General features: G+C 45.0%; 20 protein-coding genes. 11 read left to right on the forward strand and 9 right to left on the reverse strand.

Translation table 11 applies throughout. The features are described from left to right. Positions 1 to 60 precede the first annotated feature (60 nt). Positions 61 to 1,593: a phospholipase D family protein gene (locus KI743_RS07275; RefSeq protein ID WP_285465769.1), complete on the reverse strand. Its 1,533-nt coding sequence runs from the start codon at positions 1,591 to 1,593 to the stop codon at positions 61 to 63. 407 nt (positions 1,594 to 2,000) lie between these two features. Here KI743_RS07275 and KI743_RS07280 point away from each other — a divergent pair, with 407 nt between their 5' ends. Further along, on the forward strand, positions 2,001 to 2,966 hold the full coding sequence (locus KI743_RS07280) for an aldo/keto reductase (protein WP_285465770.1): 966 nt from the start codon (positions 2,001 to 2,003) through the stop codon (positions 2,964 to 2,966). A 173-nt stretch (positions 2,967 to 3,139) separates the two neighbouring features. On the opposite strand, the gene KI743_RS07285 is transcribed toward KI743_RS07280, so the two are convergent. After that, positions 3,140 to 3,658 (reverse strand): lactoylglutathione lyase family protein, encoded by a 519-nt coding sequence (locus KI743_RS07285; RefSeq protein ID WP_150869877.1) that lies wholly within the window; start codon positions 3,656 to 3,658, stop codon positions 3,140 to 3,142. A gap of 183 nt (positions 3,659 to 3,841) precedes the next feature. Between KI743_RS07285 and KI743_RS07290 the strand changes: the two genes are divergently transcribed. Further along, positions 3,842 to 4,750 carry an AraC family transcriptional regulator gene (locus tag KI743_RS07290; RefSeq protein WP_285465771.1) on the forward strand — a complete coding sequence of 303 codons (909 nt, stop codon included), beginning with the start codon at positions 3,842 to 3,844 and terminating at the stop codon, positions 4,748 to 4,750. Here the strand turns inward: KI743_RS07290 and KI743_RS07295 are convergent. Further along, complete coding sequence (locus KI743_RS07295) at positions 4,743 to 5,306, reverse strand: TetR/AcrR family transcriptional regulator (protein ID WP_285465772.1); 564 nt, start codon at positions 5,304 to 5,306, stop codon at positions 4,743 to 4,745. The two genes, KI743_RS07290 and KI743_RS07295, sit on opposite strands and share 8 nt — an antisense overlap. Before the next feature lie 93 nt (positions 5,307 to 5,399). Between KI743_RS07295 and KI743_RS07300 the strand changes: the two genes are divergently transcribed. From KI743_RS07300 to KI743_RS07310, 3 genes are all read left to right on the forward strand, one after another. Next, the gene (locus KI743_RS07300; RefSeq protein ID WP_285465773.1) at positions 5,400 to 5,933 is read left to right on the forward strand and encodes a dihydrofolate reductase family protein; all 534 of its coding nucleotides are present in this window, start codon (positions 5,400 to 5,402) and stop codon (positions 5,931 to 5,933) included. A gap of 93 nt (positions 5,934 to 6,026) precedes the next feature. Further along, on the forward strand, positions 6,027 to 6,491 hold the full coding sequence (locus KI743_RS07305) for an ASCH domain-containing protein (RefSeq protein WP_285465774.1): 465 nt from the start codon (positions 6,027 to 6,029) through the stop codon (positions 6,489 to 6,491). Positions 6,492 to 6,570: 79 nt separating this feature from the next. Next, entirely contained in the window at positions 6,571 to 7,068 is a 498-nt protein-coding gene (locus KI743_RS07310) for a hypothetical protein (RefSeq protein ID WP_285465775.1), read from the forward strand. 57 nt (positions 7,069 to 7,125) lie between these two features. Here KI743_RS07310 and KI743_RS07315 read toward each other — a convergent pair whose 3' ends face one another. From KI743_RS07315 to KI743_RS07340, 6 genes are read right to left on the reverse strand one after another with little or no spacing between them, the layout of a single operon-like run. Continuing rightward, positions 7,126 to 7,920 carry a TrmB family transcriptional regulator gene (locus KI743_RS07315; RefSeq protein ID WP_032550620.1) on the reverse strand — a complete coding sequence of 265 codons (795 nt, stop codon included), beginning with the start codon at positions 7,918 to 7,920 and terminating at the stop codon, positions 7,126 to 7,128. A 58-nt stretch (positions 7,921 to 7,978) separates the two neighbouring features. Then, a complete protein-coding gene (locus KI743_RS07320; protein ID WP_285465776.1) occupies positions 7,979 to 8,896 on the reverse strand; it encodes an ROK family protein in 918 nt (305 codons plus the stop codon). Positions 8,897 to 8,901: 5 nt separating this feature from the next. Next, on the reverse strand, positions 8,902 to 10,677 hold the full coding sequence (locus tag KI743_RS07325; protein ID WP_285465777.1) for a glycoside hydrolase family 13 protein: 1,776 nt from the start codon (positions 10,675 to 10,677) through the stop codon (positions 8,902 to 8,904). A gap of 17 nt (positions 10,678 to 10,694) precedes the next feature. Next, positions 10,695 to 11,528 carry a sugar ABC transporter permease gene (locus KI743_RS07330; protein ID WP_285465778.1) on the reverse strand — a complete coding sequence of 278 codons (834 nt, stop codon included), beginning with the start codon at positions 11,526 to 11,528 and terminating at the stop codon, positions 10,695 to 10,697. A gap of 1 nt (position 11,529) precedes the next feature. Next, positions 11,530 to 12,813: a carbohydrate ABC transporter permease gene (locus tag KI743_RS07335; RefSeq protein WP_150869870.1), complete on the reverse strand. Its 1,284-nt coding sequence runs from the start codon at positions 12,811 to 12,813 to the stop codon at positions 11,530 to 11,532. Between the two features lie 10 nt (positions 12,814 to 12,823). After that, positions 12,824 to 14,050: a maltose ABC transporter substrate-binding protein gene (locus tag KI743_RS07340; RefSeq protein WP_032550627.1), complete on the reverse strand. Its 1,227-nt coding sequence runs from the start codon at positions 14,048 to 14,050 to the stop codon at positions 12,824 to 12,826. Between the two features lie 408 nt (positions 14,051 to 14,458). On the opposite strand from KI743_RS07340, the gene KI743_RS07345 reads away from it, so the two are divergent. The 6 genes from KI743_RS07345 to KI743_RS07370 all read left to right on the forward strand — a co-directional run bounded on the left by KI743_RS07345 (position 14,459) and on the right by KI743_RS07370 (position 20,743). Further along, a complete protein-coding gene (locus tag KI743_RS07345) occupies positions 14,459 to 15,463 on the forward strand; it encodes a porin (RefSeq protein ID WP_285465779.1) in 1,005 nt (334 codons plus the stop codon). A gap of 21 nt (positions 15,464 to 15,484) precedes the next feature. Then, on the forward strand, positions 15,485 to 16,492 hold the full coding sequence (gene lpxD, locus KI743_RS07350; RefSeq protein WP_285465780.1) for a UDP-3-O-(3-hydroxymyristoyl)glucosamine N-acyltransferase: 1,008 nt from the start codon (positions 15,485 to 15,487) through the stop codon (positions 16,490 to 16,492). A gap of 17 nt (positions 16,493 to 16,509) precedes the next feature. Next, positions 16,510 to 16,911 carry a hypothetical protein gene (locus tag KI743_RS07355; RefSeq protein ID WP_285465781.1) on the forward strand — a complete coding sequence of 134 codons (402 nt, stop codon included), beginning with the start codon at positions 16,510 to 16,512 and terminating at the stop codon, positions 16,909 to 16,911. Between the two features lie 26 nt (positions 16,912 to 16,937). Then, the gene (locus tag KI743_RS07360) at positions 16,938 to 17,420 is read left to right on the forward strand and encodes a glycosidase (RefSeq protein WP_285465782.1); all 483 of its coding nucleotides are present in this window, start codon (positions 16,938 to 16,940) and stop codon (positions 17,418 to 17,420) included. Positions 17,421 to 17,588: 168 nt separating this feature from the next. After that, a complete protein-coding gene (locus tag KI743_RS07365) occupies positions 17,589 to 18,710 on the forward strand; it encodes an ABC transporter ATP-binding protein (protein WP_032550633.1) in 1,122 nt (373 codons plus the stop codon). Positions 18,711 to 18,871: 161 nt separating this feature from the next. Then, the gene (locus KI743_RS07370) at positions 18,872 to 20,743 is read left to right on the forward strand and encodes an alpha-amylase family glycosyl hydrolase (RefSeq protein ID WP_285465783.1); all 1,872 of its coding nucleotides are present in this window, start codon (positions 18,872 to 18,874) and stop codon (positions 20,741 to 20,743) included. Positions 20,744 to 20,764 lie beyond the last annotated feature (21 nt).

Raw genomic sequence — 20,764 nt, forward strand, 5'->3', positions numbered from 1 at the left:
AAAGGCTCCTAGTTAGGAGCCTTTTTTAGTAGTTATTCCAACGTATCCAGTCTGACCGTTCTATAGATACTTCTCTATCGGTAACAACTGTAGGAATCCAGACTGCGCGCGCTCCCATTGGCCCGTTTCTGGTTCCGAGGTCCAGCTTTCATCACTGGAATACCAACGCACATCGCCATCTTCTAGATCAAGACGCCAACTATTATCGATGTTCATTGCTTCGCTGATCGTCGAAGCCAGTTCACCCGCCACTTCTGGGCTATCGATCAGCAAGATAGACTCTGTATTCAAATACGTTGAACGAAGGTTGAAGTTAAACGAGCCGATACTGGCAATTCGTTTATCAAACACCACGGATTTCGCATGCAGACCATAAGCAACATAGGGAGCACACTTTTCTGCATCTTTCGTTGAAGCTTCACATAACTTTGAATCCGGCTTCAACTCAAACAGATCAATGCCGTGCTCTAACATCTCTTGTCGACGACCTGCATAAGCCGAATGGTTGGTCACTAAATCATTAGACGCCATAGAGTTGGTCAACGCTTTAATCTCAACACCTTTATCATTGAGAGATTGCCACTCGGTAAGCTGACCATCATCAAATACTAAGTAGGCTGACTCCAATAAGATCTCTTGCTGAGATGTCTGCGCGAGTTCACCTAACATCACCGCCGTCTCTTTTGGCTGATCAGTTTCACCTGAGTCAACCGGAATTGGTCGGTCGTAAACAAAGTGCGCTTCGACCCAAACCATCTCTTCCATTAGTTGGTCAAGAAACACATTCGCTTGCTCTTTTCCTTCTGGTAACGATGGATAGTTAACGTAGCTTGGCGTACTGAGTCCCTCTAATAATGATAGGTCTGGCGCTTTATCCTCACTGAGTAGAGACACTGGATAAGACCATTCACTATTCCAATACTCAACAAAGCTCGATTGGATTTCACCGACCACACCGCCTTTGACGAGAACATCGCGATCCCTGAAGTTAATTTCATCGGAATAATCAAAGTACTCGTCACCAATATTGCGTCCACCTACTACCGAGAACACACCGTCTACAGTGAAGGATTTGTTGTGCATACGTCGATTTAGACGAGAGAAATCTGACAAGAAGCTGAACCATTTAGAGAAACCACTACGACTAGGGGTAGGGTTAAAAATGCGGATCTCGACATTCGGATGCGCATCTAACGCATTCAATAATGGCTCCCTTTCGTTCAAGTTGATGTCATCTAACATCACGCGAACTTTTACCCCGCGATCAGCAGCGGCAAGCAGTCGACTAGCCAAATAACCACCCGTGGCATCGGAGTTCCAAATGTAATACTGAATATCGATGGTATATTCTGCGGCTTCAACCAATGCCAAACGTTGAGACAGAGCATCCCAACCCGCCTCTTGAATCAGTACCGCGCTGTCACCGGCTTCATCAGGTTGAGCAGGATGTTGCTGGCTCACACTCCAAAGTGCGCCTTGTTGTGGGGCGACAACCGATTCTTGGACGTGATTGACTTGTTCTGGTAACGAAGAGCAGCCACCTAATGTAGCAATGAGTAACAAAGAGACACTGATGCGTTTAAGCGCAAGCATTAATTCCATTCCTTAATGGTGGTTGATCTAAAACCCTAGCGGTTCCGGAGAGGGCAAGTTTATAAGTCCTTATTAATGAAATATATACCAAACTTTCCACTTTCCCCCACTGATTGCGCAATAAATGGGAGCCAATATCTCGGCTCCCGTTGTTCCACCGTACTTGTGAACCCTTGTTACGGCTGCAACGCGCTCAACCATAGACTTTGCTCAATACCAGAACCGTGAACAAAGTCTTAATGACTCCGATATATGACAAGACGAGAAAAATCAATTCAAACCCGAGCAATAAATTACCAAACCCCGAGCAAGATCTTTCAATCCTCTTAACGTGACCACTGCTAATCTTGTTACCAAGTCAGGCGAACACCACGCCGATTATCGAATACAAGTACTGGAGAGAGACCATGTCTAAAGAGCTATTTCAAAACATCAAACAAATCGGTTACGGCGCAATGGGATTGGAAGGTTACTACGGCCAGAGTGACGACACGTCTGCGGTAAACACTCTAGTACATGCGATTGAGCAAGGCATGATGATCGATACTGCGGATGCGTATGGTGCCGGTCACAATGAAGACCTCATCAAGCAAGCCGTTGCACAGACAGAAACTGCACCTTTTATTGCGACCAAATTCGGCATCGTATTTGAAGAAGACCAAACAGGTAGCCAGCTAGACACAGGTTGGGGTTTCCCATTGACCATTAATGGCACCAAAGAGTACGTCGCTCGCGCAATTGATAACAGCCTAGAACGCTTAGGTGTTGAGCAAATCGACCTGCTTTACGCACACTACCTAGATCCGAATGTCCCTCTAGCAGAAACTGTCAGTGCGATGGCCGATGCTGTGAAAGCAGGCAAAGTGAAAGCGATCGGTCTTTCTAATGTCACTGCAGAGCAAGTATTAGAAGCAAATGAAATCCACCCGATTGCAGCGGTACAGTATGAGTACTCACTGTTCCGACGCGAAGCAGAGACAGATATTCTACCAGCCATTAATCAGATTGGTGCAGCGCTCGTGTGCTGGTCTCCATTAGGTGCAGGTTTCCTTACTGGCCAAGTTAAAGATTTGGAAGAGGGTGATTTTAGAAACAATAACCCAAAAATGCAGGGTGACAACTTCACGAGCAACCTGCAGCGCTTGGAAGAGATTAAAGTCATCGCGGCAGAGTATCAGGTAACACCAGCACAACTCGCTCTTGCATGGTTGGTCGCGCAAGGTGACAACATCGTTCCGATTCCTGGTAGCCGTAAAACGTCAAGAGTAGACGAAAACCTAGAAGCCTTGTCAGTGACTCTAAGCCAAGAGATCTTAGACAAGCTAGACCAAATCGCCCCAATAGGTGCATTTAAAGGCGCGACTCTAGTTTAAGAATTTAATCAGAGACTAATTTCTCCATAGCACATTGGTTCTCAACGTAAATTGGTTCTCAACGCACTTTGGTTCAAAAAACAAATTAGTTCTCATATAAAACAAGGCGCCCGGCTGCGAGCAAGCAGTCGGGCGCTTTTTAATAACATTTCAATACTTACAGACAGCAACTATCAATAGGCACCAGCCGAGTAATGCAGTTCATAGCTGTGACTGTAGATTTCCAATATGTTGCCAAACGGGTCTTCCATGTAGATCATTCGATAAGGCTTTTCGCCTGGGTAATAGTAGCGCGGTTCCTTCATACGTTTTTTACCACCAGCCGCGACAATACGCTCCGCCAACCCCTCCACATCTGGGTCTTGAACACAGAAATGGAATATACCGGTTTTCCAATACTCAAAATTATCTTCAGGGTTCTCTTGGTTCTTGAACTCGAAAATCTCAACGCCAATACGATCTCCCGTAGATAAATGGGCGATTCGGAATCTTTCCCACCCAGCGCCAAAAACGTCGGTACACATTTCCCCTATGGCTGAATTATCTTCCAGAATCTCTGTGGGTTTCATTATTAGGTACCAGCCTAACACCTCGGTATAAAACTTAACGGCCGCCTCTAAATCAGGGACCGAAATACCAATATGACTGAACGAGCGTGGATAAGTGTGGTTAGTATTCGGTGGTGTGATCATCAGTTACTCTCCATATGCAACAGTTCATGAGCCTAAAATTATAGGCAAGAATAACTAGTTACGATGAAAGCAAATCGGAAGATCGGTCATCTCTTCAATAACGATCAATTGAAGCGAGGATATTGCGAGAACAACCGTGATGGTTTTTAATGAGACAAATACCCAAGTTACCAAGTGTGAAATATGAAATCTCAACTCCAATTCATTCAACATGAAACCGGCCAACTCTCCGATTGTGGTGATGTTTTAGATATCGAGTTTTCAAATCACGCCCTTAGTTGGGATGGGATTGTGCTGGAAAAGGGGCGCTCTCCTCACTTCTACCCAAATAACGTCTCAACCCCTTATTTCTATTTCGCATTGGCGCTCGACAAAGAGCTGAGCTGGAAGGTCGGCGATGGTGAAAACTTAACATCCATCAAAGCCGTCGCTGATGATATTTGGATCAACCCACCTAAGACGCCATTCACTCATGATATTTCGGAGCCTTGCCACTTTATTATTCTGGCAATAGAAGAGAAGCGTTTTATGGAAAGTTGCCCACTTAATGTCGGAAAAATGAAGCTGCAGTTTTTGAACAACTACAACATTTCCGATCCAACCATTAAGGGCATTATCGATCTGTTTATTTTAGAAGTGATGAACAAGGGACGTAACGGGCAGGCATATGTGCAAGGGCTGTTGGCACTGCTATCAAACCACTACATCCAGAACTACTCTAACTACCAAGACTTACAAAACCTTCAGCAGAGCGCATCTAAGTTCGATCAAAGTCAGCTTGATAAAATCGATCACTACATCGCTGAAAACATCGGCTCAACTATTTCAGTGGATGACCTTTCAGAATTACTACACTGCAGTAAGTTCTATTTCCTACGCGAGTTTAAAAAATTGGTTGGTGAAACGCCTTACCAATACTTGATGCACAAGCGTTTGGAGCAAGCCAAAGCCAAACTCAGCGCAGACAACCCCAACATCGCCGAAATCAGCCACCAACTTGGCTTTAATGACCAATCCCACTTCACACGCGTGTTCAAGAGCCAATATGGCATGACCCCTGGTCAGTTTGTGAAGTCAAATTCCGTTAACTAAGCGCCGTTAAAGCTAGGTAATACAGTTCCATCGGTTTTTCTATCATCTCGGCGGTTATCTCTGTTCTGTCTGGATTACAGTTAAGCGCCAGTGCGTACCCGTGAAGATAGTCGACCAGTAAATCTCGCGCGGTATTGGTCTGCGCCTCTGATAAATAAAGAGGCTCAATAGACGCTTCAAATCGTTGGCTAAACACTTCTACTGGACCCAATGACTTCATCGTTAACAGCGTCTCCAGTAACCCTGGATGATCATTCAGAATCGTTAAGTAACTGACACTCAGTCGGTAGATATTCTCTTTCCAATCAAACTGTTCACTTGGTTCAATAATATCCTGCATCAGCGAGACAGTTATCGCTTCAAGCAACTCATTCTTGTTTTTAAAGTAGTAATAGATAGCCATCGCATCAACGCCAAGTTGCTTCGCCAGTGCACGAATACTTGGGGTCTTCCCGTCTTCTCGCATCATGACTTTTGCGACCGATAGAATGCCTTCAGCACTGAGTTGGCGATCCCCCACCTTGGGACGACCACGTTTTTGATCCTTGACACTCATGGGATCTCTCCATAAACTTTAATTCTACACTGTAGAATATTTTAATTTATCTTTAACAAGAAGCCAAGCTCTGGCTTAGATTTGGAGTAAAAGATGTCGAATATTGTGTTTATTGCAACCAGCCTTGATGGGTACATCGCAGACAAAGAAGGCGGCATTGATTGGCTGCACTCAGTGCCTAATCCAGACAACAATGACTTAGGCTATAACGCGCTGATGGAACGTGTTGATGCTCTGGTTATGGGCCGTAATACAATGGACATTGTTCTGAGTTTTGGTATCGACTGGCCTTATACCAAGCCAGTATATGTGCTTAGCAATACACTAACGAAGGTGCCCGCAGAACTTGAAGGCAAGGTATTCTTGGTTCAAGGAGAGCTCAGCAGCATCATTAGTGATCTCAATGCGAAAGGATTAAAGGATCTTTACATTGATGGCGGCGTAACGATTCAGAACTTCTTAAAAGAAGACCTTATTGATGAGATGTTCATCACCACGATTCCTATCTTACTTGGTGGTGGTTCTCCATTGTTTGGAGAGCTCAAATCCCCTCTCAATTTTGAGCTGAAACAGAGTGAGACTTACTTGGGTCAGATTGTTCAAAGTCATTTCATTAGAAAACGCTAAGCCTCAACGTTAGAAGTTCATCTGAGCCTAACCGAGTTGTGATATTCTTGAGTGAATTATTACAAACCCAATTTTTCAATCAGTTAGGCTCTCATGGACGACAGATCTCAACGCTACTTAGACAATTTCCTCAGTTCACTCCCAGAACAAACACGTAATAAGTATCACTCTTTCAGCTCTGACTACTTTTGCGGCGACGAATACAATGCCAATTTATGTGCTGAGCTTATCAAGCAGGGTAAGAAAACCGCGACCTGCAGCATGGCTTACTGGTACGAGTCTGGCGAAGAGCCGATGCCTACGGTTGGTCACTTGCAAGTGGTTGTCGATTGGCATGGCAATCCGGTGTGCATTATAGAAATAGATACCGTCACTCAGTGCCCATACAACGAGGTAACTGATGAGTTTGCCAAAGCAGAAGGTGAAGGTGATTTGTCTCTAGAGTGGTGGAGAGAGGCGCATTGGAATTTCTTTTCCAAGGAATGCGCTGAACTCAATATTGAGCCGCAAGAGGATATGACGCTGGTTCTTGAACGTTTCCATGTGGTACATCAATAAATAACAACATGACACCCTGTTAAGTCAATCATTTTGTCAGTACCATTTGAGCTACATTTCTCAAACGGTACTGTTCCTTATGAAGCTCCTCGTCGACCGCACTGGTGAACAATTTCTTGAAATCATAGAAGAATCGGGAGATTCACTGCTCGTTCAGTTCATTAGCAATGAAGGCATTCGTAAGGGTAAGCCATTCAAAGATACGTTAAGCGGACTGTTTCTCACAGGGTGGAAACCGCGCACAACATCGACAGCCATTGGCTTAGAACGCTTTAAGCAAGGTAAGCTGCAAGACCCAAAAGTCAGCTTCGCACTTCACCAACTCTACCCCTTAGGACGCGATGTGAAACTCCCTAGTGGAGAGGTTGCCACCATTGCCAGCTACGCCAACACACACGCCGATGGTTACTACATGTTCGTGAGGCTAGATGGCGAATTGAAACGCCTGAAAATGACACCAGACTGGGAACTGCAACCATCAGAAGTCAGACTCGCACTCCCTTACTATCCTGCACCAAGAAGCAGAGAAGAGCTGCAGAACATTGACGATTTCGATGCATGGGCAGGTGGGTTTTAACCCAATTCATAGCTCCAATTCGACACAAAAAAGCCGCGTTGATACGCGGCTTCTGCATTATTGCTTCTTAAGGTCATCAAGAACCATAGAGTTATGCTGTTCGTGAATCGTATTAACGCGAACGCGCTTCTCAGGCTCTAGGCGCTCATATTCAGTAAGATAAATATCACTGTGGATGTGCTCAGCAATCATCTTAACAATCAGTCGGTTATTTGAATATAAACCCAATGTTTCTTCACGGTGTGAGAACATCAGCGCTAACTTCATATCCGCAACACACATAAAGCGGTGGGAAGGATATTCTGTCTCTTCGTTTTCTGAGCGAGAGTACAACTCAATCTTGTCGTGCGGCTTGGCCATCTTGTTGAACGAAAAGCCGATTACTCGAACACCACGCTCAATTGCATCACACAACTCTTTTTCAAACAGGTTCAGATTGAAATCGGTATTGAGGTAAATTTCCAAATTCGCTTGATTAATAATCTCTTTCGCTTTCTGAAGAAGGTTTTCGAATCCAGTCAGGTTGTAGACGAACTCCTTCTCTTCCTGAAGCATCATCTTTGACAGTTCAGTCTTAAGAATATTGATATTTTCGACGGTCTTCTTTTCGATTTGGCTAAAGATCAATTCCGGTGATTTGGCTTCGTACTCTTTGGTGTCACCATCGGACATAAAGATATAACCATTGTTATATAGGTTATCAATCGATGAGTAGACGGATGAGCGAGATAGAGAGATCTCCTTGGCAATCTTATACCCACTCGCACGACCATTCTTAAGCAAATTAATGTAAACAAGTGCATCGGTTTTGGTGAATCCAAAATCCATTAATTTGATCACTAACTCTGACACGGGTTGTCCTCTGAAACTATTCAATACTTTCTTCCTGCTAAGGTTACCATTCCTGCAACTATGAGCGTAAATGATTGTTGTTATTTTTTATTGCCATAAGAGCCGCGCCGTAGGCAAATACGAAGCTATCCTGCGAGTTTTGAGAAATGACAGGTAGCGAATCTGATGAGTGATACCGCGATAAAGCAACCCTCAACTCTTTATTGAGTGAAGGGTATGTGGTTGCAAATCCAGAAAGAACGAGCTGCTTGGGAGCCAGTTCTTCGATTGGCAATAATAGGCTGCGTGCCAACTGATCGATGAAGGCTCGATATACCCGAGTGGAATGGATATCGCCCTCCTCCACACCAGAAAAGATATCGGCCAAAGACCGGTCTTGGAGCACCACTTGGTGATATTGACGTTCAATACCCTCTATTGATAAGAACTGCTCAATACACGCTTCTCTTCCACAGCGGCATACTGGCGTTAAACCGTCAATTAACCATTGGAAATCGGGAAGGGGTGAATGCGCCCAATGACGACACAATGATTGAGCTGACCATTTGCCATTTTTGTAGAAACTTAAGCTACAGCCAATGTCGAGCGACAAGCTCAGAACCGAGCCATTATCAACATCGAGAATATTACAGTCTGAAGCCAAGCCGGCTTGTGAAGTGCTCACTACAGAGCAATCAAAACCGAAGTGGTTGCTTAGGTCTATGGCGAGCTGTGCCGCGTTAACCTGCGACAACCGACTGTTTCTACCATTAGAGAAGGTTTGTAGGTGCTCACATACACTAATGACGACTGTCGTTACCTTGCCAAATCGCCAGACGTTACTTGAAACTAGCTGCTTCAAGCGTTCCGATAGTTTGAGTAAATCATCTGGACAGTTTTGGACATTACGATACACCTCTCGCCCTGAAGAGGTGTTCGTAACAGAATGGATAGATTGGGGATCGATAGAGATCCCCATAACAACAGACTCACTCATGCTAACTACGCTTTTTCAATCACGTAGCCAAACGCATCCAACGCGTGAACTTGTCCATCTAATTCAATGAACTTTGACTGATCACTATTATTAAGAATGAACAAGTAATCAGAGCGTCGATATGCGATACAGCTTTCATCCTCAACCGGAATCCATTCTAGGTTGGGTTGATTAAACTCTGGGTTGTTCTTTCTCATCGCGATGAGCTGCTGAATAAAGCCTTTAAAGTCCAAGTCGTGGTTCGCTTCATCCCACTCCATACACTTGCGGTTGTTCTCACTACCCATACTACGGCCGCCATCCATACCAATCTCACCACCGTAGTAAATACATGGCGCACCTACTTGAGTGAACATGAACAAGTAGGCCAATTTGGCACGACGCTTATCGCCCTGACACAGAGACAAGATACGTGTCGTGTCATGACTATCGAGCAAGTTAAACATCGCTTCGTTGACGTTTCTTGGGTAAGCCAGGTACGACGTATTGACCGCGTTGACGAAGCCCTCTTTATCCATCGCAGACAAAGCAAAGTAGTCGGTGATCGCTTGTGTTAGCGGGTAGTTCATTAATGAATCGTACTGATCGCCGCGTAGCCATGGCATCCCTTCATGCCAGATCTCACCCAAAATGTAGCAATCCGGATTGATGCCCTTAATAACGGTGCGAAAGTCGCGCCAAAAGGCATGATCAACTTCGTTTGCCACATCTAAGCGCCAACCATCAATTTTGAACTCCTCAACCCAATAGCGAGCGACATCAAGCAGATAAGCGCGACACTCTTCGTTTTCGGTATTGAGTTTTGGCATCTCTGCCACGTTGCCAAACGTTTCGTAGTTTAGATTCCAAAAGTCCCACTGATCTTTGGGCGTATCAGGATAAACTGGAAACTGATTCACCCAGAACCAATCGGCGTATTTAGATTTTTCGCCTTTCTCGACAACATCTAACCAAAGTGGTGATTGAGCACCGATATGATTGAATACCGCATCCAACATCACCTTCATACCACGCTGATGCGCCGCTTCAACTAAGGCTTTGAACGCTTCGTTGCCACCAAAGTGAGGATCCACGTTGTAGTAATCAACGGTGTCATATTTATGGTTGGCATTAGCGGTAAAGATTGGACATAGGTACAAGCCATTCACACCAAGGTCTTGCAGGTAATCGAGCTTCTCGATCACGCCCCATAGGTCGCCGCCCATAAAATTATCCGACTTAGGATCGGTGCCCCATGGCTGGACATTGGCTGGCGATATCTCTGGTCTGCCGTTCGCAAAGCGCTCCGGGAAAATCTGATACCAAACGGTATCCCTCACCCAGCTCGGTGTGTTCAAAACATCGCGTGGATTGATGTATGGAAAACAGAAGAAGTTACTTAAATTACTTAGCTCAACTTCCGCCTTCTTAGGATCAGATAAGTCCGCACAACGCTTCTCACCAAACAAGATTTTCTCACCATCCTTACCATAAAGAATGAATCCATATCGGCTACGACGCTTAGGCGGCTTAAAAGCAGCAAACCAGTGGTCATGATGCTCAGTTTCACCTTCGTGAACCATCGGGACTTCGTTACCCCCAACCCAACCATGAGCATCACTGCCACCAAGGTTACCGCCATCTAAACCGCCTTCAGCCCAGTGGTAAGGGTCACCTATCCATAGAGCGACACGCTCGATTTCGCCTTTCGCGCTACGCAATCTCAGATGCAAAGTCTCATTATCGTAGGCGTAACTGTCCGCACTCTTTGCCGAGTGTGTAAGCGCACTTTTTGTAATCATTGTGTATTCCTAGCTTTTTATTCTTTTACTGCACCGCTGACGAGGCCGGTTGTAATGTGTTTTTGTGTTGCAACAAACAACAAGGTGATTGGCACGGCTACCAATAGAGAACCTGCTGCAAAGAGGGTGAAGTTTTCTGCTGAGTTAGAGGAGATCCAACTAAAGATTCCGATAGCCAGAGTCATCTTATCTTCACTTCTTAGGATCAGAGTTGGCAATATGAAGTCCATCCAAGGACCTGTGAACGACACCAAGCCAACAAACACCAAAATAGGCTTAGCGAGCGGAAGGATGATCTCCAAGAAAATGGTCATATGCCCTGCACCATCAATCTTTGCCGCTTCATCAAGCGATGTTGGAATCGCATCGAAGTAGCCCTTAACAAGCCAGATCATGAAAGGTAGAGAGCCTGTAACATAGACAAACAACAACCCAGCATAGGTATCAATCAGCCCCATTTTGGAAAGCAGAATGTAGATCGCCGTCATCGAAAGGAAAGCTGGAAACATCTGAAGTACCAAGATACTCATCATGATGTTTCGCTTACCGTTGAAACGATAACGAGAGAAGATAAACGCCGATAGAGTCACCACAACCAACGAAATAATCATGTTGGCCGTTGCTAAGAAGAAGGTATTTTTGTACCACTCAAAGTACGGAGTATCGTTGAACAGCACTCGGTAATGGTCCAAGGTAAATTCAATACCCGTAAAAGAGGAGCTGAAAAGGTTGTTACCTACCTTGAACGATGCCAGCACAGTCCAAATAACCGGCCCCAGAACCAAAAGCGCATTTGCTGTTAAGAACAGATAAACAACGGCTGTACCAACCTTGCCAATAAACTTATCCATGTTACATACCTACATCGTCTTTAAATGAGTTCATACGACGGAATTGCCAAATCGCAATCACCGACAAGAACAAGAAGATCACAATCGAGATAACCGACGCGATTTGATACTGCTGGAAGTCGAGAGTGAGTTTGTAGATCCAAGTAATCAAGATATCGGTATGCCCTGCAAAGCGATATTCAGGGTTGATTGGTCCACCCTCGGTCAGTAGGAAAATCGCTCCGAAGTTGTTGAAGTTATGGGCAAACGTCATCACTAAAGATGGCGCAACTTGGTGAAGTACCATAGGTAAGGTGATCTCCCAGAACTGCTGGAATTTGCTCGCACCGTCCACTTCACTCGCTTCGTATAGATCTTCAGGGATATTGGTCAACGCGCCTGCAATCAACAGCATGAAGTAAGGAGCACCGACCCAAACGCTCACCGCAATTACGGTAATCTTGGCAATGAAGGGATCCGATAAGAAAGCGACCGAATCAAAACCCCAGCTGTTGAGTGCTGCATTAACTGGGCCAATGCCATTGAGTAACAAACGGAACATCAATAGAGTGACAAAAGCAGGGATTGCGTAAGGAAGAATGAAGACAAAGCGCCATGCCTTTTTCGCTTTAATCTTCTTATTCTGCAACGCCAACGCAAGCAAGAAGCCAAAACCACAGGTACATACCGTTGCGAAGAATGCCCACATTACCGTCCACGACGCGACGCCGAAGAATGTGCTCGACCAGATTTTCAGTTCAAACAGAGCAAAGAAGTTCTTAAATCCAACCCAGTCCACCAAGTTCTTTGGTGGGATATGGTGTGGTGCTGAGTAGTTAGTAAACGACACCATCACCGTAATAATGATCGGCATGATGATGAACGCGATACTCGCAATAAACGCGGGCGACAACATAATGAACGCAAACTTGCGATCGTAGATATCTTTCAGTTGCTCACTCAAAGACAGTTTTGACGTCTGAGTAAGCTTCGCATCACGTACATTTGATACGTACAAACAGATAAACAAGAATGAGTAGAGCAGTGCAATCACACCCTCGACCAACATAAAGATCGAGTTATCACCTTGTGTGATGGTAAAGCCTTTACGCACTTGAGCGACATCACCTAGGGTCACAAGGCCTTTAAGCGACTCCATAAGTTCAGGGAAGATCAGCAGTGTAACCAATTGGATGGCGAGAAAAATCCCGCCTTTCAACCAGTGACCTTTTAAAATCTGTGTGCTCCCCATAATCAGGAGAGCAGCAGGCAACCTAGGGGCTGCCTTAGTCTCAGATAACAACATAGGTCCTCTTCTACTCTTGTAGTTCAATCTGTTCAGTAATAATTGAACGAGCGCGGTCAAGAACGGCTTTTGGTGACTTATCATTTACCCATAAGTCGGTAATAGCGCTGGCCATTGGCGACCAGATAAAGCCCATCTCTGGCAGTGAAGGCATCGCGTCAGAGTAGAAACCTTGAGTGATGATGGCGTAAGTCGCTTCATCCGCATTAACGATGATCTCTTCCATCACAGCTTGAACAGGTGGAATCGACTGAGTCATTTGGTAACGCTTCTTAAGCATGGCTTCTGTCGATAGGTAATCAGCAAACAGTTGCGCCGCTCGTGGGTATTCGGTGTAAGAAGAGACCACCGCAAGTCGAACGGTTGAGAAGGTACGTGGCTGCTGACCTTCCAGCTTTGGCATTGGTACTACACCAAAATTTACGCCCGAATCTTTATAACCTTGAATCGCCCACGGGCCATCGATGATCGCACCCACTTTGCCTTCACCAAAGAGGCCTCGACGAACTTGCGGGTTACGCATGTCAATTGGGTTGGAACTATTGGCTACGCGTAGACTCTTCATTGCCTCAAGCCCTTTTTGCGCTTCTTCTGAGTCAATACCGATATCTTTAGCGTCGGTGCCGTTGTTACCAAACTCGTAAGCGCCGTATAAGGTCACAAACATACGAGACTCATAGTAGTTTTGGATATCCCAAAGCAACGCATACTTGTGTTCTTGCTTGTTATTAAATGATTTCGAAAATTCAATAATCTCCTCAAAACTCTCTGGAGCTTTCGGAAGCAAATCTTTGTTGTAGAAGAGAGCAGTGGTGGCAAAGCTGACCGGAAAACCATAGCTCACACCTTCAGATTTGGAAGCGCTGATGGCATTTTGCATAAAGGTACTATCGATTCGCTCTGCAGAAACAAGGTTCTCCATCGCGCCGCCAGCAACCACCAAACGCCCTAGTAAGTCGTGCTCAATTTCTGCCACGTCAGCCACTCGAGCTGACCCACCATCCTGAATTAGGCGAGAAGCAGAGTCGATAGGTGCGAGTCCACGAAACGAAAAGTCGACATCGTAGCCGAACTCTTTATTGAAAGAGTCTGCTGCATACTCCATGTATTCAACGGTTGTTTTATCCGTCCAAATGAGCAGATCAGCACCTTTCTCTGGTGTTATCTCTTCAGCGCTAGCCAACCCAGACATCAATAGCGAGGCCAATAGCGTTGTTCTAAATAGCTTTTCTTTCATACTCACACCGCACAAGTTAAATTTAGTAGTCCATAAGATACTACTAGGTTATATCTCACCTTAAACAAGTCAATACGATTTGTTCAAAATAGAAACACCTTTGTGATTTAGATCACCATAAATACGTAATTGCTAACCATGCGCATGATTATATACAACACCAGTCCGTATCAGGCTTTACAGCAAGAAATAAGCTCATCCTGATAGCTATATCGATGAAAACAATACTATTCGTGATGATGATCAATAAAATTCACGCATGAGAGTGAGCGGGATCACATAACCAATTTCTATGGGAAGAAAATTTAAAATAAATAAAGAACAATAATTAGGCGTTCAACGTGAACTACTAAATTCATGGCCAGAATTATCGAAATAAATCCAATGCCGGAATAATAAGGAAATACTGTGAAACGAACATTATTGTCTGTAGTGATAGCCAACACTTTGCTTGTGAGTACCACTGCTTTTGCTAGCGATCGAGGCTTTGCTCCTGAAGACACCTTTTTTGATGACGCTTTGAAATTTGGTGGGCATGTTGGATCGTCAATTGAATACGAATACAAAACGACGACTGACTGGGCTAAATGGGGCGCAACTGAATCAACAGAGCAGACTCGTACGCATGAAGTGGTAAGCCTGTTCTACCGAAACTCTAAGTGGAACTTCTCGACCCTTTACGCTTTTAAGCTAGAAGATCGTAAAAAAGAGCAATCGGGATACAGCGAAACGGAAGATGGGTACATCCACCTGCTGTCTATCGACAAAGGCTTCAACTTTGGTTCAGGTTGGGGAGTAGGTTCTGTTTATGACATCGAATACTCGCGCAGTCAGATCTACAGCACATCTGGTACAAACGGTTTACGACATACTACCGTTGAACACAGCTTTAGACCTTACCTTACCTACTGGAGTAATGACTTCGGTGCTGGTTTCTACTCTAACCTCGAGTATCTACTGAATGATGAAGATAAGAGTGAGTGGGGCAAAATCAAAGAGGAAGGCTACAGCCTACTGTTCAAACCATACAAGCGCTTAGGTAACTGGGAACTGGGCGTTGAGTTCTTCTACCAAATTAAAGAGAACGAAAACAACGGCAAGAAAGTCAGTGACTTCACTGAGAAGTACGTGGAACCGATTGTGCAATACAGCTTTGATGATGCTGGCACCATGTATGTTCGAGCTCGTATCGGTGAAAACGAAACCAACGGTATCGGCAGCAACGACGACTACTTCAAAGACATTCGTAAAGCGACTATCGGCTACGAACAAGCCGTAGGTGAAGACTGGTTAATGAAAGCTGAATACGAATGGGCGAAAGATACTGAGACGTCGAACGCTGCGCAATACGCTGGTGACGAAAAAGTAGTTGAACAGAACACACTATTCTTACAAGCTCTATATCGCTTCTAACTAATTGATAGGTCGAATAATATGCTCAAAGTTTCAGAGATAGCTCAGGTCGTTGGTGGAGAAATCGTTGGTGATGACACGATAGAAATATCGCTGATTCGTCCGGTTTCAAGCGATGAAAAAGGTGGGCTTGCGATTGTATTCGCCAAATCAGATCTAAAAGGCATTTCTGAAACTTTAGCAGACGTCATTATTGGGCCGCGAGCGATTCTGCAATCTTCGGCAAAGACAAAAATCATTATTGATGAACTCGATGCCGATAAACTTAACCAGCTGATGCGCTTTTATAAGGTGCATAAGTACCAACTGTTTGATCAAGGCAACACCTCTGATATCCCAGATGTTTACATTGGTAAGCACTGCCAAATCGGAGAGAACTGCCACTTTATGCCCGGTGTAAAGATTATGAACGGCGTCACTATTGGCGACAACGTGGCAATTCATGCCAATACAGTGATCAAAGAGGGCACCATCATTGGCAACAATGTCACGATTGATTCAAACAACTCAATTGGCAACTACAGCTTTGAATACATGACAGGTAAGCAGACTCGATACCAGCGTGTGGAGAGCATTGGCCGCGTTATTATCGAAGACGACGTTGAGATTGGATGCAACAACACCATCGACCGAGGCACGCTAGGCAATACTGTGATTGGTCGAGGCACTAAAATCGATAACCTAGTTCAAATTGGCCATGATTGTAAGATTGGCCAACACTGCCTACTTGTATCGCAAACAGGCTTCGCTGGGCACACCACCCTAGAAGACAATGTGATTGTTCATGGGCAAGCTGGCACAGCAGGCCATCTAACCATCGGCAAGAACTCAGTGATCAAAGCAAAATCTGGCGTGAGCCACTCTTTCCCAGCCAATAGCGATATCTTCGGATACCCAGCAAAGGATGCTCGTAGCTATTACAAAAACCTAGCAACACTCAATAAGCTGACCAACAAAAAGTTAAACCAAGATAAAACGGAAACTCCAACCGAATCGAAAGGTTTTTTCGCACGTTTGTTCAGCTTGTAACGCTAATGGGAATAGAGATGACGGACAGAGCCATGAACATGGTCGATGCTTACATTAGATCAAATACCAAAGAACTGTATATCGAGCTCGAACCGGGTACATCATTGAATATACCCGAGCAGCAGCAAGCGTGCCTGTCCTCATACATCGATGAAAGAGTCTATTTTGGTATTCGACCTGATTTTGTCTATTTAGCAGAAGACAACGAGCAGCTTAATACCATCAACGGTCAACTCATTGATTATAGAAAGATCGATAACAGCTTTGAAATCCTGTTAGCCATTGGTCACAAAGAAATACTATTCAGAACAAAAAGATTAATTAGCCAAAGTGATATCGGAAAGTCTTTTCGCATTAATTTCGATACCTATTTTGGTCATATTTTCGATTATGAAACCAGTCGAAACTTAACAATATAACGCGAATAAGATAAAGGAAATTGACGATGAAACGTACTTTTCTGCTTACTGCCCTGCTCTCATCAGCACTGATGGGGTGTGCTAGCACATCAGACAGCACTGAAGGTGCACAAGCTATGGCTACCGGTCCTTTTGCTGACTGTAACCTACCAAGTGTTGAAGAGCGTGGTCCAATTAAGCCATCACTCTATGTTGTTGGTACCTTCCCAGATGGCCAGTGGATGCACATGGAAAACCGTCAAATGTCTCACAAAGGCAACGGTATCTACCAAGTAGTGAGCGAAGAGAAAGCAGGCAACGTCAGCCTACAATTCGCCACGATGAGCTGGAATCCGCAATTTACCGCAGCAGGTAAAGAGATGGTTGCAGGTTACGAGAAAGAGCTAAAACGAGGCGGCTTTGCAAAAAACACTACCGTCACCATTCCTGAAGATGGCAAATACCTGTGGAGTATCGAAGTTGGCCAGGACAAAAAGCCCGTTCGAGCGCTACTAAAAGCTTGTAAATAAGCACAAATAGATGGGAGCGAATACCTAATGTTCGCTCTCTCATTCTGTTTATTGAGCAAGTCGCTGTCAGTCGAAAACGTCTTTCTGAATCAACAATTTTTAATTAATAACATCAGGTGAATCGTCAAATTAACTCACTTGATTGTGTAATCCTATGCGGAGTATCAAATGGCAACAGTTAGCCTACGCAAAGTAGAAAAAGAGTACGACAATGGCTTCAAAGCTGTGCATGGCATTGACCTAGACATTCATGAAGGTGAGTTCATGGTATTTGTCGGTCCGTCGGGCTGCGCAAAGTCGACCACACTGCGAATGATTGCTGGTCTTGAGAGCATCTCTGGTGGTGATATTCGTATCGGCAGCAAAGTCGTCAATGATCTCCCACCGAAAGACCGTGGCATCGCGATGGTGTTCCAAAACTACGCGCTTTATCCGCACAAAACCGTGTTCGACAACATGGCTTTTGGCCTAAAAATGCAGAAGCGACCAAAGGACGAAATCAAAAAACGCGTTGAAGAAGCGGCTGAAAAGCTTGAGATCACGGACTTGCTTTATCGCAAGCCAAAAGAGATGTCGGGTGGCCAACGTCAACGTGTTGCGGTAGGTCGCGCCATCGTGCGTAAGCCTGATGTGTTCCTATTCGATGAGCCGTTATCTAACTTAGACGCTAAGCTACGTGTTTCGATGCGCGTTAAGATTGCCCAGTTGCACCAATCTTTAAAAGAGGAAGGCAACCCAGCAACCATGATCTACGTAACGCACGATCAAACCGAAGCATTAACGTTGGGCGACCGTATCTGCGTGCTTAATCAGGGCAATATCATGCAAGTGGATACGCCTGCCAATCTATACAACTACCCTGAAAACAAATTTGTTGCTGGCTTTATTGGCTCTCCGGCGATGAACCTTATCAATACTAAGCTCTGCCAGCTAGGCGATGATGTTTACGTTGAGCTCGCTCCGGGGGCACGCATTATCATTCCAAAAGATAAGCAGCAGAAGCTTCTTAATCACATTGATAAACCGGTATGCCTAGGCATTCGCCCTGAACACATTAACCTCGCGAACGATGACGAAGCGATTAATGTGCACGACGGTGAGCTAACAGTTGTAGAAAACTTGGGTAATGAGAAATACCTATACTTCAGAATCGGCGAAAACGAAGTGGTTGCTCGAGTAAATAACCAAACCATATCCACATCAGATATCGGTAAAAATATTCGTTTTAACTTTGATTCCGCGTTCTGTCATATTTTCGATGCAGAAACAGAAAAGAACCTAACGCTATAAATATCTAATCGCTGAACGAAAGCTGCCTCTTATTTGATGTGTTGGGGTGGCTTATATTTTTCGAAAAAATTTAAAACCTAATAATTAAGTCTAATTCAGAAAATATCTGGATCGGCTTTGTGCACCCCAAATAAATCTAACAAGTGAAACAGGACGATAAAATGAAGAACAAAATAGTACTTCTTTCAGTATTGCTCGCTTCTCTACCTGCCGCTGCAGATTGGAATCAAGCGTACTTCCGCGGCACAGCCAATGATTGGCAAAGCGAATCCATGGTGAAGGTCAAACCCAACCATTGGCAAATTGTTAAGAAATTCAATACTGGCGACGGCAACAACCCACCAAGCTTTAAAGTCGACCGCTTTGGTGATTGGTCAGAGAACTATCCGATTAATAACTATGTTGTCGATCCAAACAAAACCTATGAGATCAACTTTTACGACGACACCAACACCGTTATTGTTCATGAAAAACTGCCGTTCGATATGCGTGATGAAACCATGTATTTCGTGTTTCTTGACCGCTTCCATGACGGCGACTCAAGCAATAATACATCAACAGGCGCGAATATGTATTCGGCAGACAAGTCGGATTTCAAAAAGTACTTTGGCGGTGACTTAAAAGGCTTAACAGCAAAGCTCGATTACCTGCACGACATGGGAATCACCGCGATTTGGATCACTCCACCAGCTGACAACATTAACGTGCCTGACAGCCGCGGTGGTGCGGGTTATCACGGTTACTGGGGACGTGACTTCTTTAAAGTAGACGAGCACTTAGGTACGGTTGACGACTTTAAAGCGCTGAAGAAGAAGATGGACAGCTACGGCATGAAGCTGGTACTGGACTACGCACCTAACCACTCCAACCCAGATGATGAAGGTGAATACGGTGCTCTGTACAAAAATGGCGTTCGTCTTGCCGACTACAACAACGACAGCAGTGGCTATTACCACCGTAATGGTGCGATCGCGGCCAACGGCCAAGATTGGGAGTGGAACGATGCGTGGGCCGTTCGAAACAAGACCCTATTTAACTTAACCGACTTCGACCAAAGAAAAGGTGGTCCAGCACGTCAGTACCTAATTGACGGTGCTAAATTCTGGGTCGACCTAGGCGTGGATGCTATCCGTATTGATGCGGTGAAACATATGGATAAAGAGTTCATCCAAGACTTTACCGGTCAAATCAACGCATACGCGAAGCATAGCCAAGGAAAAGACTTCTACTTCTTTGGTGAGTGGATGGACTCTGGTGCTGACGCAACAGGCTCAAACTTCGCATCTATCGATTTCGCAAACACCTCAGGCTCTGCGCTGCTTGATTTCGGGTTAAGAAACACCATCGAGAACGCTCTGCTTGGCCATCATGGCACTGGTATGTACGCCATTAACAACTACATGAAGCTGAGAGATCAGAAGTTCACAAGTAGTGATTGGCAAGTGATCTTCTTGGATAACCATGACGCACCACGCCTTTCGACTGTGCTACGTTCCGACGCCACTAACTTTGGTCCAGGCAAAGACAAATGGGGCGGTCGACAAAGCATCCCATTCGCACAAGATCGTTTGGAGCTAGGTTTGGCTCTCATCATGACTTCTCGTGGTATTCCATGTATCTACTACGGTACAGAGCACTACGCAGCGAACTTCACGACCAACGGCTTTGGTCAGCAAGGTAACGACCCGTACAACCGTGAAATGATGCCGAGCTTCGACAAGACAACACCGGCATACCAGATGATCAAAAAGCTCAGTAAACTGCGTAAAGAGAGCTTCGCCATCCAACAAGGTTCTTACATTGAACGTTGGATAAGTAACGATGTGCTTGTTTATGAGCGTAACGCGGGAGACGACGTTGTCGTGGTAGCGATGAACCTAGGTAACTCAACTTCAGTGAATGCCATTAACCTTGGTTTGGCAAACGGCACGTACGACAACGTGCTAGGTGGTGACCAAGTTGTGGTAGCTAACGGCAGCGCGACGTTCAACCTTGACCAAAATGAAGTGATTGTCCTACACACCAAGAACTGATCTTTGATTGCGATGTGACAT

This window comes from Vibrio sp. D420a, from assembly GCF_030248625.1.
Lineage (GTDB): Bacteria > Pseudomonadota > Gammaproteobacteria > Enterobacterales > Vibrionaceae > Vibrio > Vibrio fortis_A.